Origin of the sequence: Winogradskyella sp. A2, assembly GCF_046762865.1 — a bacterium.
GTDB lineage: Bacteria > Bacteroidota > Bacteroidia > Flavobacteriales > Flavobacteriaceae > Winogradskyella.
This window is the reverse complement of sequence record NZ_JBKQXM010000007.1, coordinates 159,947-174,787: the sequence shown is the minus strand read 5'-3', so window position 1 is coordinate 174,787 and position 14,841 is coordinate 159,947. Positions and strand designations below refer to the sequence as shown.

At 33.0% G+C, this 14,841-nt stretch carries 16 protein-coding genes; 10 read left to right on the top strand and 6 right to left on the bottom strand.

Features of this window, described 5'->3' with window-relative positions; genetic code table 11:
• Positions 1-4 precede the first annotated feature (4 nt).
• Complete coding sequence (locus tag ACFWV9_RS13890) at positions 5-580, bottom strand: TetR/AcrR family transcriptional regulator (protein ID WP_411895836.1); 576 nt, start codon at positions 578-580, stop codon at positions 5-7.
• 105 nt (positions 581-685) lie between these two features.
• Here ACFWV9_RS13890 and ACFWV9_RS13885 point away from each other — a divergent pair, with 105 nt between their 5' ends.
• Entirely contained in the window at positions 686-997 is a 312-nt protein-coding gene (locus tag ACFWV9_RS13885) for a rhodanese-like domain-containing protein (protein ID WP_411895835.1), read from the top strand.
• Positions 998-1,008: 11 nt separating this feature from the next.
• Here ACFWV9_RS13885 and ACFWV9_RS13880 read toward each other — a convergent pair whose 3' ends face one another.
• The gene (locus ACFWV9_RS13880) at positions 1,009-1,629 is read right to left on the bottom strand and encodes a DUF4230 domain-containing protein (RefSeq protein ID WP_411895834.1); all 621 of its coding nucleotides are present in this window, start codon (positions 1,627-1,629) and stop codon (positions 1,009-1,011) included.
• A 220-nt stretch (positions 1,630-1,849) separates the two neighbouring features.
• Here ACFWV9_RS13880 and ACFWV9_RS13875 point away from each other — a divergent pair, with 220 nt between their 5' ends.
• The 5 genes from ACFWV9_RS13875 to ACFWV9_RS13855 all read left to right on the top strand — a co-directional run bounded on the left by ACFWV9_RS13875 (position 1,850) and on the right by ACFWV9_RS13855 (position 6,341).
• Entirely contained in the window at positions 1,850-2,764 is a 915-nt protein-coding gene (locus ACFWV9_RS13875) for a hypothetical protein (RefSeq protein WP_411895833.1), read from the top strand.
• A 26-nt stretch (positions 2,765-2,790) separates the two neighbouring features.
• Positions 2,791-3,138, top strand: coding sequence for a TfoX/Sxy family protein (locus ACFWV9_RS13870; RefSeq protein ID WP_411895832.1), 348 nt, complete (start codon positions 2,791-2,793; stop codon positions 3,136-3,138).
• A 69-nt stretch (positions 3,139-3,207) separates the two neighbouring features.
• The gene (locus ACFWV9_RS13865) at positions 3,208-4,929 is read left to right on the top strand and encodes an amidohydrolase (protein WP_411895831.1); all 1,722 of its coding nucleotides are present in this window, start codon (positions 3,208-3,210) and stop codon (positions 4,927-4,929) included.
• Between the two features lie 41 nt (positions 4,930-4,970).
• On the top strand, positions 4,971-5,426 hold the full coding sequence (locus tag ACFWV9_RS13860) for a hypothetical protein (RefSeq protein ID WP_411895830.1): 456 nt from the start codon (positions 4,971-4,973) through the stop codon (positions 5,424-5,426).
• A gap of 195 nt (positions 5,427-5,621) precedes the next feature.
• Complete coding sequence (locus ACFWV9_RS13855; RefSeq protein ID WP_411895829.1) at positions 5,622-6,341, top strand: hypothetical protein; 720 nt, start codon at positions 5,622-5,624, stop codon at positions 6,339-6,341.
• A gap of 4 nt (positions 6,342-6,345) precedes the next feature.
• Here the strand turns inward: ACFWV9_RS13855 and gldC are convergent, their stop codons facing one another.
• Positions 6,346-6,684 (bottom strand): gliding motility protein GldC, encoded by a 339-nt coding sequence (gldC, locus tag ACFWV9_RS13850; protein ID WP_411895828.1) that lies wholly within the window; start codon positions 6,682-6,684, stop codon positions 6,346-6,348.
• Positions 6,684-7,640, bottom strand: a complete 957-nt coding sequence (gene gldB / locus ACFWV9_RS13845) for a gliding motility lipoprotein GldB (protein WP_411895827.1) — start codon at positions 7,638-7,640, stop codon at positions 6,684-6,686. The genes gldC and gldB overlap by 1 nt, the downstream gene beginning before the upstream one ends.
• 94 nt (positions 7,641-7,734) lie before the next feature.
• Here gldB and nadE point away from each other — a divergent pair, with 94 nt between their 5' ends.
• The gene (gene nadE, locus ACFWV9_RS13840; protein WP_411895826.1) at positions 7,735-8,523 is read left to right on the top strand and encodes an NAD(+) synthase; all 789 of its coding nucleotides are present in this window, start codon (positions 7,735-7,737) and stop codon (positions 8,521-8,523) included.
• Positions 8,524-8,659: 136 nt separating this feature from the next.
• The gene (locus ACFWV9_RS13835; RefSeq protein WP_411895825.1) at positions 8,660-9,292 is read left to right on the top strand and encodes a response regulator; all 633 of its coding nucleotides are present in this window, start codon (positions 8,660-8,662) and stop codon (positions 9,290-9,292) included.
• Here the strand turns inward: ACFWV9_RS13835 and dnaG are convergent.
• Positions 9,282-11,261: a DNA primase gene (dnaG, locus tag ACFWV9_RS13830; RefSeq protein WP_411895824.1), complete on the bottom strand. Its 1,980-nt coding sequence runs from the start codon at positions 11,259-11,261 to the stop codon at positions 9,282-9,284. The two genes, ACFWV9_RS13835 and dnaG, sit on opposite strands and share 11 nt — an antisense overlap.
• A 135-nt stretch (positions 11,262-11,396) precedes the next feature.
• On the opposite strand from dnaG, the gene ACFWV9_RS13825 reads away from it, so the two are divergent.
• Positions 11,397-12,821, top strand: a complete 1,425-nt coding sequence (locus ACFWV9_RS13825) for a T9SS type A sorting domain-containing protein (RefSeq protein WP_411895823.1) — start codon at positions 11,397-11,399, stop codon at positions 12,819-12,821.
• An 11-nt stretch (positions 12,822-12,832) separates the two neighbouring features.
• Positions 12,833-13,654, top strand: a complete 822-nt coding sequence (locus tag ACFWV9_RS13820; RefSeq protein ID WP_411895822.1) for a cyclase family protein — start codon at positions 12,833-12,835, stop codon at positions 13,652-13,654.
• Positions 13,655-13,706: 52 nt separating this feature from the next.
• Here the strand turns inward: ACFWV9_RS13820 and ACFWV9_RS13815 are convergent, their stop codons facing one another.
• Positions 13,707-14,840, bottom strand: a complete 1,134-nt coding sequence (locus ACFWV9_RS13815) for a hypothetical protein (protein WP_411895821.1) — start codon at positions 14,838-14,840, stop codon at positions 13,707-13,709.
• Position 14,841: the final 1 nt, after the last annotated feature.

Here is a 14,841-nt window from a genome sequence, read left to right as displayed (position 1 = left end):
TAAACTATTTGTTAATTCCGTTCAGTAAAATTTGACTAAGGTCTTCCGTCAGTTCAGTGAGATTTATATCCTCTTTTTTAGGTATCCACAAATAAAGGGAGCGCAAGGTCGTTAATATAGAAAACATCATCACATCTGGTTTTATATTCATAAGTTCACCATCGTTTATGCCTTTTTCTAAGATACTTTTAAAATCCTCCTCGTACTCAGACCTTAATTTTATATAATAAGGTAACTCAGCTTCCAAGTGCATCCAATCGTTATTTAAAGATGCCATTGCGTAAATATTCTGACTTGAAAGTTTTACATGAAGCTTAATGATTTGATTTAATTTTTCAATACAATCATTATCTGATTCTTTTATCACCAGCATACCAGAAGTAAATTGTTCTGCAAGCGAAATAATAATATCTTTTAGAATGTCTTGTTTGGAATTGATATGATTATAAAGGCTTGCCGCTTTTATACCCATTGACTTTGCCAAATCTCGCATGGTGACAGCACTATAACCCTTCTCCTTAAAAAGTTTGGTGGCTATTCTAATGATTTCTTCTTTTCGAGATTCAAGTTTGTTTTCCATACCAATAGCGAAATTAAGAGAAAATTATTAGTTAGAAATTGAACATGTAACATAAGTTACGCTGAATTAATTGATAAGTTCCCATCTTTGATAAAAAATTAAAATATGGGAATTTTAAGCGCTTTATTTGGCCAATCCACAAATCAACTAGCAGAATACATAGAAAAAGGTGCCATCTATCTGGATGTAAGAACTGAAAAGGAATTTAATACAAATCACATAAAAACTGCTATTAATATTCCGCTTCAAGAACTAAACTATCGTGTAGATGAAATAAAGAAAACGAATAAACCCATTATCGTCTATTGTGCTAGTGGTATGAGATCTGCCAACGCAACTAGTTTCTTAAAGCAAAATGGTATTGATGCCATAAATGGTGGCGGTATCTCCAAAGTGAGAAATGCCATATTTAAATAGACTTATTTATATCATAGTTTAAAATCTACAGTTTTGAAATTCTCTAATGATGTAATTGGTGTTTCGTAATACTTTAGGGTCCAACCTAGTGAATTGGTAAGAATATAAAATTTAGAAAGTTCGCTTGTCAACCTGTTTTTAGCATTAGACTTTAATTCAGAAGCTTCAATCTTTTTCATCAATGAGCTTTTTACTATTTCCTTTATTTCATTATAATCCTTAGCTTCAAATTGATTTAAAAAATCAGACTGAATATCATAATATTCTAGATCGGGATTAATGGTTATTTCTTCTTCAGGAATGCTTGTGATTTTAAGTATTTTGTTCTTCTCATCAATATCATATTCTATTTTACTAAGATCATAACTCACCGTGACATCTGCATTTACAATTACAATGGCCTGTTTTCTGGCCTCCAATAAATCTCCGAAATAAGTCTGGGAATTCTTATATGTAAACACTTCACTAAAATGGCCTTCAGTCACAACAAGCTTACCAACATTTTTGATTTGTTCTTTAATTAGATTTGTGTTTTCCTTTAAAACAATTTTATCTTCTTGTTTTTCTCCGCAATACTTAAAAGCAAATAAAACAAGTAGTGTAATAACCACTCCAAATAGAATTTTTCGCATAAGCTAATTTAAATAATTTAGAGCATTATAAACAGATGTATCGATTCAGTCTCAAAAATTAGTTGCATTTTATCACTCATTTTAATCACTTTAGCTATTTATCTGGAATTGTTAAAATAAAATATTGCTAAAATTAATTGAAGCATTACCTTTAAAGAAGAAAGCTAAATCTCCTCAAGTCTTACAATAGCTTTAATTAATTTAATTAAGCCATTTATCAATGACTAGAGTATTTATTTTGATACTTTTTATGCTTTCCTCTGTGTTTGCATTTTCTCAAAAAACAAGTCTTTTAAAAAATTTTAATTTCCGTGCTAAGGACTTAAAACACGATTTAAATAAGGATGGTGACACCTTGCTTTTAGAAAGTAATCAGACCATCTATCAAATTGAAATCTACAACAGCTTTTATGAAAAAAAAGTTGCCATAAATAGATATAAAAGTAAAATTCCCATTACGGACTTACCAGAAGGAAGATATGTTGTTGAAGCCGTTTTAAGTGATAGACGTATCATAATGACTCTTATTAGGCATGTTACGGCAAAAGAGGCATTATTAATGGAAGTAGGGGATATTTCTATTGCTGAACCAGGAATAGAGACTGAATCCATACCCAATGAAACTCTCGCTGTAATTGAAATAAACAAAGAGGAGTTTGTAGAATCATCAACTGAAGAAATAAGTGAGGAAGTGGCAATTGTAGATAAGAAAGAAGAAGAATCTATTGTTGAAGTCAGTTCCGAGGGTATAGATAATGAAACCATAGCTTCAGAAAGAGATAATACAAGATATCATCACAGTCCTGCGGCTTTATTAAATACTCGGTTGAAAAGGCCATCTGAAAGATCTAATAAATATTATTGGGTAGTTAAAGAAATTAATAATGGTAATAGTTCATCTAAAACGAAGAAACTCGTTCAGGAGGACATGATTTATAAATTGATAAAACAAAACAAAATCGAGATAAAAACAGCAAGTGGTAGAAAAAATAGAGTGACAATCTGGGAGGTATATGATACTACTAAATTCATGAAAGGCCAGTCTTTAGATAGAAATTTCATTACCAATTCAGATTCAGATTGTTTTAATCACACACCCTTTTACACTACTGCTATATCTAGAAATTCACGCTAGCTTTAATAATATTTAAAGACATAAGAATGGCTTACGACGAATATTTGGCCGAAAGAATATCTCAAAATATCAAATCTAGAAATATACCCTTTCAACCTAAGAAAATGATGGGTGGCATAGTTTTTATGGTAAATAACAAAATGTGCTGCGGCACCCATATCGATAAAAAATATGGCGATAGCCTATTGATGCTAAAAATTAGTGAACTAGCATATGCCAATGTAATCAATAATCCTGAATGCTTACCAATGGATTTTACTGGGCGTCCAATGAAAGGTTTCATTTTTATAACTCCTGATGGATTTGATAAGGATAAGGATCTGGAATATTGGATTGATCTTGCCCTAACCTATAATAAAAACCAATTTGGATAATAAATCATAAAAGCATAATCTTTTATTTCTTATGATTATTGTAAATTCATGGTCAAAAAATAAAATACCATGAACATTAGAAACTTCTATCTATTTGCCTTAGCGTTTAACTTCGTTTTTATATCATGTTCAAATCCCAAAAATGAATCCGCTACAATGCTCATTTACGGTGGCACAATATATACAGTAGATTCGCTAATAACAGTTGAAGCTGTGGCAATCAAAAATGACAAAATAATATTTACGGGTAGTTTGGAAGACGCTAATGAATTTAAAACTAAGGATACAAAGTTGATTGATTTAGAAGGGAAAACCATGACACCAGGTTTAATAGAGGGCCATGGCCATTTTATGGGTTTAGGTTATAATGAACTAAACTTGGACTTGATGAATACAACCAGTTACCAATCCATCGTTGACGCTGTTGCCGAACGAGTAAAAACTGTAAAACCTGGAGAGTGGATAACCGGAAGAGGATGGCATCAAAGCAAATGGGATAGTATGCCAGCAGAAACAGTTCATGGTTTTCAGACACATTATTTACTGAGCGAGGTCTCGCCTGATAACCCAGTTTATCTAAGACATGCTAGTGGCCATGCTGGATTTGCAAATGAAAAAGCAATGGAAATTGCTGGTTTAATTAATTTATCAATAGATGGCGTAAAAGAATATGAAGTGGAAGGTGGTGAAGTCCTAGTTGATGCTTCTGGCAAACCAACTGGCGTATTTAATGAGCGTGCTCAAACTCTAATTACTCAACATATACCTGAGAGAACTCCAGAATCTGATATTAAAGCCTTTGAACTTGCAGTTAAAGCTTGCCATAAAAATGGAATCACAAGTTTTCATGATGCTGGTATCCCAAGGGAAACCATCGAACTCTACAATAAAATGAAAGCTGAAGGTAAGATGGAAACACGCATTTATGCCATGTTAACAGGTTGGGATGAAGATTTATTAAATGAGTGGTTCAATAAAGGAACAATGGTAGATTCTGATAATCTCTTTACAATTAGATCTGTAAAACTTAATTGCGATGGCGCTTTAGGCTCTAGAGGCGCATGGTTATTAGAACCTTACTCTGACAGACCAGGTCATTTTGGTCATGAAACACTACCTATGGAATTTGTTAAAAAAACAGCTATAAATGGACTGAAATACGGATTCCAGGTTTGCTCACATGCCATTGGCGACAGAGCCAATAGGGAAATCCTGGATCGTTACGAAATTGCGTTCAAAGAAGTTCCTTCATCAGTTTCTGACCACAGATTTAGAATTGAACATGCACAACATTTACACCCAGAAGATATACCTCGTTTTGCAGAATTACAAGTTATTCCAGCTATGCAGGCAGTACACATGTCTTCTGACAGGCCATGGGCAATTGATAGATTAGGAGAAAAACGTATCAAAGAAGGGGCATATATGTGGCAATCCTTGTTACAAAGCGGCGTTCCAATAGTTAATGGTACAGATGTACCTGTTGAACCTGTTAATCCTATTCCAAGTTTTTATGCAAGTGTAAGCAGAAAAACGTTAAAAGGCACACCTGAAGGAGGTTATGAACCAGAACAGAAAATGACAAGAGCGCAAGCCTTAAAATCTTACACATTAGACCCGGCCTTTGGTGCTTTTGAAGAAGATATAAAAGGATCTATCTCAGTTGGCAAATTAGCTGATTTCACTATTTACGACCAAGATTTAATGACAGTAGATGAAAATGAAATACTAGACACTAAAATTACCATGACTATCTTTGGCGGGAAAATAGTCTATGACTCTGCTGAGTGATAATAGATTTAGTTTTTATTTATAGCTAAACTAAAGTGCCTATGTATAAAAAACGACATATAGAATTTAAAGAAATATTGGATGTTAATGGTTGGAAAATTAAAATCTATACAATCTCTAAGGACACGGATTTCAATTATAATTCTTTTTATGAAAATGTAAAAGTTCAACTTACAGACTGGTTAAAGATTAAAAATGGTTTTAATACTGAACATGAAAATATTGGTTTCTTAATTCTTCATGCAGGAACCGAAGGTATCTTTTCATTAATTAATTGGTGGGTTGGTAAAAACATGCTCAACACTTTAATTTTCAAAAGCGACTATGATAACTTATTTGAATTTGAAAAGATTTCTGGCAACGGTTTAGCACCTTGTATATGGGAATTAGAAATCATTAATCATGAGCGCATTGCATGGACTAACCATACGTTAAAAGAAGCCCTTAAACCAAACTATTCAGCTTACTTAAAGTCTACATTTAGTGGCACATTTTAATGATAATTGAGGTAATTTAATAATGAGTTTTAGTTGATTTTAAACCCAGAAATTTGTTGCCAAGCGCAGATTATCCCATAAAATTTGCAAATTATCTACAATTTAGTATCTATTTATACTTTGTTTTTAGTTTTAACATAATTAAAAACCCTCGCTAATTTTTTAGCGCAGGCATTGCCCTCAACAAACCTGCTTATGAAAACTACAAGATATACCTTCGTATTTTTGTTTTTGACTGCATTTATGTATGGTCAAAATTCTACTTTATTTCAGAATATAAATTATAGAGCGCAAGAGCTAAAGCATAATTTAAATAACTCTGGTGACAGTCTCATACTTAATAGTAATCGGACAATTTATTCTGTAGAAATTTTTAATAAAGATTTTGAAAAAAGATTTACAGTTAATAGTATTAATGCAACTATTCCATTAAATGAAATTCCCGTTGGGAGATATACAACCGAAGTAAAACTTAATGATAAATTAATTATAATGACGCTTCTGCGTAATAAGCCAATACTTGTCACTTCAGAATTTACAGAGACCTCTTTATATGAAAGTGAAACTTATGAAACTGCTAAAGGTCTAAATGTCGCAGAGGGAAAGGCCATAGTAGAAAAACCAAAAAATAAGGTTGTTGTTGGATATTGGATTTTAAGTAAAATCCAAAACGGAAATAGTTCTAGGATTATAAGACGTGCAGGAGATAAGAATATTGTAAAAGAATTGATTGAGCAAAACAAGTTAGATCAACAAACACGCTTGGGTAAATTCAACGAACTTACTATCTGGGAAATATATGATAAAAGTGGATTTATGAGATTAAAAAGAATAAATCCTGATTATGCAAGTGTAACTGATTCTGAATCATTTAATGCTAATCCATATTTTAACACAATTCGAGACATCAACTAATTATTTATTCTTTTTTTAGTTCTAATTTTTCAGCGAAATAATCACAGAAATCCTTCATAGTAGCAGTCATTTTTTCGTCTTGTGTGGCGCGCATAAAAGTATCGCTCATGGTAACCAAAGTTTGATGAAAAAACAGTTTCATCTCATCAACTGGCATATCCTTTGTCCACAAGTCTATCTTTAAAGTCTCTTGAGCCTTGCTGTCCCAAACCGAGAGCATAATTGCCTTTGCATCTTCATTATCTACTCCTCCATCTTGAGCTGACCATTTAAGTTTCTCTGGTACTCGATTTTCATCTAGCTCTACATTAAGCTCTATTTTACTTTTTATGGTTTTAGCCATTATTTTCTTGGTTTAAATTTTGATTTTCTAAAAATTTCTTCAGAATCCTTTCTCATTATATCAAAAACTGATTCTTCGGATTTATCCGCATAAGCTTTCACTATTTGCCAACCTATATACTGCCCTAATCTTCCAGGTGACTCCCTGTCTAATTCTAAATAAAACTTCGAAAAAGGGGCATCTATTATAAATCGTGGTGGTAATTTACTATCTGTACTGTACAAAAGTTCTTTTTCTACAAAATAGCTCCAAATAGGACCTTCATTGGATTCCGCCCATTTTAATTGATCTTTAGTGTAGCCTATTTTTTCAGCATCTGATTTATTTGGAAGCATAACATCTTTAAAATATAGAAGTTTCCCATAATAGATCATTTCATCCAGCAAGCTCTTCCTGTTGGTTTGATAAACATATTTTTCCGCATAACCATTAACAACATCAACCACAATCTGTTCCTTTCTCATATTACGTGCCAGATATCTTGGTATATTCTGATAAAACTCATGATTTTCACCTAAAAAATTATCAAGGGCAATTAAGGTAATAGAATCTGTAACAATAGTTTTATCTCTGTAAGCCACGTCATTAGTAAGTGTAATTACACGCGGTAGGTTAAATGTTTTATCATAATACCTTAAATGCTGAAAAAGACTTGTTAATTCTTTCTTTGTTTGCTTCAATTCTGGAAATGCTTTATTTACTTCTTCTAATAAGCTCTTTTGCAGTGTGTCGTTCATTCGTTTCACCCAAATGGTATCAGGAATTTGCTTAGAAAACAGAAAAGGATACGTTTGTTTTAATCTAGGTAGATCTTCTGCTTGAGCACTATAAAAGGCTATATCAAATCGCTCTATAGTATATTCTACCTCAATTTTCGCAATCTCTTCCTCTAAACCATTTTCATCGGCACATGAAACCAAAACCATGGTCAACAATAAAATAATGTAAAATCGCATTTGTATTTGGTAAAACATTTTTAATCCTAACACGTTTCCGTTATTTTTGTTGTGCAAAGGTACATTTCTTTTATATTAAAATATTCTAAAAATTATGCACACAGAAAAGGTCGTAGATTACATTGTAAATTGGTTAAAAGATTATGCGGTAAACGCAAAAGTTAAGGGATTCGTAGTAGGAGTATCTGGTGGTATTGACTCTGCTTTAACTTCAACATTGTGTGCAATGACTGGCCTAGAAGTACTTTGTCTTGAAATGCCAATACATCAATCTGAAAATCAAGTTTCTAGAGCATTAAACCATATCGATTGGCTAAAAGAAAGATTTCCAAAAGTTAGGATGACCCAAGTAAATCTCACAACCGTATTTGACAGCCTAGTTGAATCTCTTCCTAAAGTAGAAGATGAGGAAAGTCGCTTTATGTCTTTAGCAAATACAAGAGCAAGACTTAGAATGACCTCATTATATTATTTTGCAGCTTTAGAAAAACTTTTGGTTGCTGGAACTGGTAATAAGGTTGAAGATTTTGGAATTGGTTTTTATACAAAATATGGTGATGGTGGAGTAGATTTAAGTCCTATTGCAGATTTATTAAAAACAGATGTATACCGTTTAGCGGAATTCTTAAATGTAAACCAAGAAATTATAGATGCACCACCAACTGATGGCCTTTGGGGTGATAATAGAACAGATGAAGATCAAATAGGTGCTTCTTATCCTGAGTTAGAATGGGCTATGAAAATGGATGATATTGGAAAAAAAGAAAGTGATTTCACAGGAAGAAAGTTAGAAGTTTTTAAAATCTACAGACGCTACAATACGTTGAACAAACACAAGATGATTCCTATACCAATTTGCGAAATCCCTAATATTTTAAGGTGATTTTTGCAGTTTAACGATTAAATTTATGATTCTGATAAATTTTTCGTTACTTTTGTTTAACGAATCTTCTGACATATTGGGCCTTAATTAGCTTATTTTATTGACATTATCCTAACCAATGCTAAACTCAATTATCATGGTAAATATATTGATTGTTGACAGTCATCCTATAGTAAGAACAGGCCTTGATTTATTTTTAGGCGACAAGCCTGATTTTAACATAGTAGGTAAGCTAAATAGTGGTATAGAAATTTTTGAATTTATAAGACGAAATGATGTTGATGTTATTGTTTCTGAAATTGATTTACCAGAGCTCAATGGCATTACTGCACTAAGAGCCATTAAAAAAGAAAACAAAGATGTTAGAGTATTAATATTCAGCCATCAGCCTGAGGAAATCTATGCTGTTAGTACAATTAAAGCTGGTGCTTCTGGCTATTTAAGCAAATCTGCTAGTGTTGAAGATTTAGAGATGGCAATACGTAAGGTAAATGCAGGTGAGGTTTCTCTAAGCGAAAAAATGGATAAACATCTACGTTACGAAGACACTCGTAAAAGTAGAAGCCGATTATTTAAGAAATTGTCTACAAGAGAAGTTGAAGTACTTAAATTACTTTCAACAGGTAGAAAAAACAAGGAGATTGCACAAGAGCTTGATATTAACGAAAAAACAGTGAGTACATATAAAGCGAGATTATTCAAAAAGCTTAATGTAACCAATATTGTTGATCTTATTCATCAGTCTAAACATCATAATCTTACTTCGTAAAATAGCCTCCTATTACTTTGCCTAATTTACGAGAGAGTAGCATTTTAAGCCCTACATAGTCTTTTACATCTTCTAATATAGCCCGAGGATTCGATTGTTCTCTTAATGTATCCTCCTTATACTCTGCCACTTTCTGATCAATTAAATAACAGCGTAAACTCAATATGGTCTGGCTAACTAATTGTGATATTGTGTGTTCTTTTTCTTTTGGAATAATATTGTTTCTATGCCAATCATGGAGATTATATTTTTCATCTTCCATTAAAATGCTCGTAATAGTAGATTGTGATTCTTGATCTAATTGATTAATAAAATCCTTAGTAGAGAAGTTTTCTTCTTGATTTAATCTATCAATTATTGAATAATATAACTCCCTAAATCTTTCGTTAGAAAACATCATTTCGTCTTCTTGAAGGTCTAAATATATCTTCTCAAAAACACGAGCTTCGTGAATTGTTGGTTCCATAATTAAATCACCTGAAACATCATCTTCCTTCAAAACCTGATCTTCAAATTGCTCTGTTCTGTCACCATAAAGCATTAAAATCTCAATAATCTTCCGCTCTAACTCGTACTGTACATTTACTTTCTCTTTAACCTGATCTTCATTTTTAATAATCTCAAAAGCCTTCTGCTCTTGTTTATACTGTTTATTAGCCTCTTTTAAATCCTTCTTATGTATTTGAGCTAACGTACTAAACAGAACATCTTCACTTATATCCATAATTCTTGCACATTCTTGGATATAGACCTCTCGCTTAATCTGATCTGGTATTTTAGAAATACTATTTACAATTTCGCGAATAGTTTCAGCCTTTTTAATAGGATCGTTATTGGCTTCTTTAACCAATAGTGAGGCTTTGAATTGAATAAAGTCTTTCGCGTTTTCAGACAAGTAATTAGAAAGCTCCTCCAGAGTATTGGATTTGGCAAAACTATCCGGATCTTCACCATCTGGGAATGTACAAACCTTAACGTTCATACCTTGTTCTAAAATTAAATCTATTCCTCGTATAGATGCTCTTATACCAGCTGCATCACCATCAAATAGAACTGTAATATTATTTGTTAGCCTATTGACTAATCTTATCTGCTCTGGTGTTAAAGCAGTACCCGAAGAGGAAACTACATTTTTAATCCCAGTCTGGTAGAATTGTATAACATCTGTATAGCCCTCTACCAAATAACAATTGTCTTCTTTGGCAATGGCTTGCTTTGCAAAATACAAGCCATAAAGTATCTTACTTTTGTGGTAAATTTCACTTTCTGGTGAGTTAAGGTATTTAGCAGCCTTTTTATCATTTCCTAAAATACGACCACCAAATCCAAGAATGCGTCCGCTCATACTATGAATAGGAAAAATCACCCTTCCCTTAAATCTATCGAATCGTTTTTCCTCTTTAACAATGGTAAGACCTGTTTTCTCTAAGAATTCAATACTATATCCATTTTTTAAGGCATCATCTGTAAAAGCTTGCCACTCATCTAAGGCATAACCTAATTGAAACTTCTTAATTATTTCTTCAGTAAAACCCCGTTCTTTAAAATAACTTAAGCCAATAGCTTTTCCTTGGTCGGTTTTGTTTAATATCTTCTGAAAATATGTATTGGCATACTCACTAACTAAATAGAGACTTTCACGAGCATCAGCAATGGCTTTTTCTTCATCCGTACGTTGCGTTTCTTCAACCTCGATATTATACTTCTTAGCTAAATACTTAATTGCTTCAGGATAGGTAAAATGCTCATGTTCCATAAGGAATGTGACGGCGTTACCACCCTTACCTGTCGAGAAATCCTTCCAGATTTGTTTAACTGGTGAAACCATAAAACTTGGCGTACGCTCGTCGCTGAATGGGCTTAATCCTTTAAAATTACTACCTGCCTTTTTCAACTGTACAAAATCACCTATCACCTCTTCTACGCGAGCCGTTTCAAAAACTTGTGATATGGTATTCTGTGAAATCAAAGATTAGTTGTTTTGCAAGTCTGTAAATTTAAGATAAACTATTTGTTTTGGAAAAAGCTAATAGAAACTAATTTGATTTTATCAGAAAAACAACGAACTTAGTTCAAGGTTCATATTCAAAATTGATTTATTAGTATGATTAAGAAGTGTTTCCATTTAATATTAATAATTGTATTTGGCTCAACAGCTTACATCAGTTCACAAACGCAAATTGGCGATGATATCGAAGGACTTTTATCTGGCGACAGATTTGGCCGAAATGTAAGTCTATCATCTGATGGAAATATTATTGCAATAACTTCTGGTGTTGTTGCTTCAAGTTCAGGAGGGCGTATACGCGTATTTAAAAATATTGGAGGTGTCTGGACTTTATATGGCACCGATATTAATGGTGAAAATTTTGGTGGTATAGGAAGCATAAGTATAAGTATATCTGCAGATGGAAACACATTAGCTTCTGCTGGTTGGGGTGATGTAGTTAGAGTATTTAGTTATGATATAAATTCTGGAGTTTGGACACCAAAAGGTAGTGATATCCCAAATAATACATCTGCTTCTTCATTTGGATATAGCATCAAACTATCATCCGATGGTAATACCCTTGCAATTGGCTCAACTAGCGCACCTATTGTTCCAGAAGCTGGAACTACCCAGGTTTTTCAATTTGAAGAAGGCATGTGGAATCAAGTAGGTAATGATATTGTTGGTTTGTTACCAACAGAACATTCTGGACGAAGTATTGATATGTCGTCAGAGGGTAATATTCTGGCCATATCAAATGATGAGTCAGTTAAAGTTTATCACAATATTTCTGATACCTGGACTTTATTAGGAACTGAAATAATTGCCGCGGGAAGTCAATCAACCAATAGAAGAATAAGTCTATCATCAGATGGTAGTATTCTAGCCATAGGAGAACCTGATTTCACTGACACCTTAATTCAATCGGGTCGTGTAAGAGTCTTTAAATATGAGTTAGGAATTTGGAATCAAGTTGGCTCAAGTATTGTTGGAGAAATAGCTTATTATAGAACAGGATGGAGTGTTAGTTTATCTGCCAATGGCCAGATTTTAGCTATTGGTGAATTAGGCAGCACCTCTGGATCAACTGATACAGGACGCGCAAGAATCTTTGAAAACCAGAATAACGCATGGATCCAGATTGGTAACGAAATATTTGGCGAGTGGAGTGAAGACTATGCTTCTAATGCAAGTTTATCATCAGACGGAACTACTCTAGCATTAGGATCAGAATATAACGATGGGAACGGTATTGATTCAGGACATGCAAGAGTATTTAGCATTATGTCTTTACTATCGGTTAATGATATGCCACAATCTAATATAAGTATTTATCCTAATCCGGCTAAAGAGAGCATTACAATTCAATTACCTGATGATATAGAATTAGAAAAGATTGACATTTATGACAATTGGGGTAGATTAATAACATCCTCTAATAAAAATCATATAAATACCTCAAAATTTACTGCAGGTACATATTATGTTGAGGTGTTATCTAATCAAGGAAAAATGATAAAGAAAATTATTGTCAATTAATAGATTAAAAGATGAAAACAAGGTTAATTTATGTTCTGCTTTTATTGTTGTTTACATGCAACCAAGAAAACACTCAATCTGTTGATTCTAATGAATCTAATTTGAAAAAAATATCAGATAGAAGACTAGTTGATCTTTCGCATGCTTATTCGCACGAAACTGTATATTGGGTTACTGCTAAAGAGTTTGAATTAGATACCGTCTTTGAAGGTGAAACTGATAAAGGGTATTATTATTCTGCCTTTAATTTCAGTACAGCAGAACACGGTGGCACTCATTTAGATGCTCCAATTCATTTCGCAAAGAAAGGTCAAACTGTTGATGAAATACCACTAGAAAAACTGGTAGGACATGCCATTAAAATAGATGTGTCATCAAACGCCTTTGATAATCCGGACTATTTAATAACAATTGATGATTTAATTGCCTGGGAAAAACAAAAAAAAACTAAAATACCTGATGGCAGTATTGTTTTATTACAAACTGGATTTTCAAAATATTACCCTAACAGAGTCAAGTACTTGGGAACTGATGAAAAGGGAGAAGAAGCTGTTAAAAAGCTTCATTTTCCGGGACTGTCTCCAGATGCTGCCAAATGGATTGTGGAACAACGCAATATTAATGCTATAGGAATTGACACACCGAGTATTGATTATGGTCAATCAGAATATTTCCAAAGTCATGTTATTTTATTATCAAAAAATATCCCAGCATTCGAAAATCTAACCAATTTAGACCAACTACCTAATAGTGGGTTTGAAATAGTTGCTTTACCAATGAAAATTAAAGGCGGAAGTGGAGCACCTTTGCGAATTGTTGCAATACTAAAATAAAAAGCCTTTATCTAAATTTAGATAAAGGCTTTTCATCAATTTTTTGATTGATTTAATCCATGTCGAATCTTAATCCGACAGAAATCGTATTTTGATCGATGGCTTGATCTTTAAATAATGGATTTAAATCGTACTTTACATAAAGTGCTACATCTCCCCATGCTAAATAACCACTAAGTCCATAAACAAATTCACTAACTTCAAAACCACCATTTTCTTTATTCTTAATCTTATCGCCATCTTCCTTATACTTTAATTTCTGTCTACTGCCAATATTTAAACCTGCATAACCTCCTAAACCAACTTTTAATTGCTTACGCGTGGAATACCTGAAATATGAATCCTTTTCAATTTTCTTTGATGGTCCAAATTCTAAATGAACTGGGAATACCAGATTAGTGGTGCGGAATTTTGCCTTATCTAAATCTAATGCAAACTCTTGCAATTCTATTTGATCATTGTTATTTACAAGATACATATTGTCTTTCATATCAAACTTATTCCATTGAAAGGAAAATCCATATTTAACTCTCCAGAAATTAGTGTTGTCAAAAATTCTTGTTTTCCAAGCATAACCGAGCTCTACAAATCCTGACCCTCCTAATTTATATGGTGAATCGTCGAAACTTTGCCCTTCGATTATAGCGTTGTTAAACCCAATGGCAAAGACAATATCCTCTGTAGTTCTCCTATCATACTTTCTAGGTTTATCATCCTCTTTTTTGCCGATATAAATGAAACTTTCACTTGTATCATCGTCGCCTCCAATTCTTAAAATGGTTTGATCACCTTCTGATCTAGGTAAATCTGCCTGATAGATTTTATCAGTCCTTTCGTAAATGGCTATTTTCTTATCAATTATAGCTAACTTATCAGCAATATTCGCTGCTCTTTTCTCTGCCGCTTGTTTCTTTAAAGTCTCAGCTTCTGCTGCTGAAATTTCGCCATTATCAAGCCTTTTATTAATCTTTTCGATATCCTCTTTTAAATACTCGCGCTCCTGCTTCTCAACCTCTTGTTTTTGCTTCTTAAGCATTTCAATTTGTTCATTCTTATATGCCTTGCGTGTTAACTCAGGTTGCATTGAATCAATATTCACACTATCAATCTCTTTGGTTTGACCGTAAGATATAGTGCATATAAATGATACTAATAATGGGACAACGATTCTTGTAATTGTGTTCATA

Excerpts from the sequence above, each read along its gene's own strand:
- ACFWV9_RS13865 (WP_411895831.1), top strand. The coding sequence starts at position 3,208 with ATGAACATTAGAAACTTCTATCTATTTGCCTTAGCGTTTAACTTCGTT.
- gldC (WP_411895828.1), bottom strand. The coding sequence starts at position 6,684 with ATGGCTAAAACCATAAAAAGTAAAATAGAGCTTAATGTAGAGCTAGAT.
- ACFWV9_RS13860 (WP_411895830.1), top strand. The coding sequence starts at position 4,971 with ATGTATAAAAAACGACATATAGAATTTAAAGAAATATTGGATGTTAAT.
- ACFWV9_RS13885 (WP_411895835.1), top strand. The coding sequence starts at position 686 with ATGGGAATTTTAAGCGCTTTATTTGGCCAATCCACAAATCAACTAGCA.
- nadE (WP_411895826.1), top strand. The coding sequence starts at position 7,735 with ATGCACACAGAAAAGGTCGTAGATTACATTGTAAATTGGTTAAAAGAT.
- ACFWV9_RS13815 (WP_411895821.1), bottom strand. The coding sequence starts at position 14,840 with ATGAACACAATTACAAGAATCGTTGTCCCATTATTAGTATCATTTATA.
- ACFWV9_RS13835 (WP_411895825.1), top strand. The coding sequence starts at position 8,660 with ATGGTAAATATATTGATTGTTGACAGTCATCCTATAGTAAGAACAGGC.
- ACFWV9_RS13880 (WP_411895834.1), bottom strand. The coding sequence starts at position 1,629 with ATGCGAAAAATTCTATTTGGAGTGGTTATTACACTACTTGTTTTATTT.
- ACFWV9_RS13855 (WP_411895829.1), top strand. The coding sequence starts at position 5,622 with ATGAAAACTACAAGATATACCTTCGTATTTTTGTTTTTGACTGCATTT.
- ACFWV9_RS13825 (WP_411895823.1), top strand. The coding sequence starts at position 11,397 with ATGATTAAGAAGTGTTTCCATTTAATATTAATAATTGTATTTGGCTCA.
- ACFWV9_RS13820 (WP_411895822.1), top strand. The coding sequence starts at position 12,833 with ATGAAAACAAGGTTAATTTATGTTCTGCTTTTATTGTTGTTTACATGC.
- gldB (WP_411895827.1), bottom strand. The coding sequence starts at position 7,640 with ATGCGATTTTACATTATTTTATTGTTGACCATGGTTTTGGTTTCATGT.
- ACFWV9_RS13890 (WP_411895836.1), bottom strand. The coding sequence starts at position 580 with ATGGAAAACAAACTTGAATCTCGAAAAGAAGAAATCATTAGAATAGCC.
- ACFWV9_RS13875 (WP_411895833.1), top strand. The coding sequence starts at position 1,850 with ATGACTAGAGTATTTATTTTGATACTTTTTATGCTTTCCTCTGTGTTT.
- ACFWV9_RS13870 (WP_411895832.1), top strand. The coding sequence starts at position 2,791 with ATGGCTTACGACGAATATTTGGCCGAAAGAATATCTCAAAATATCAAA.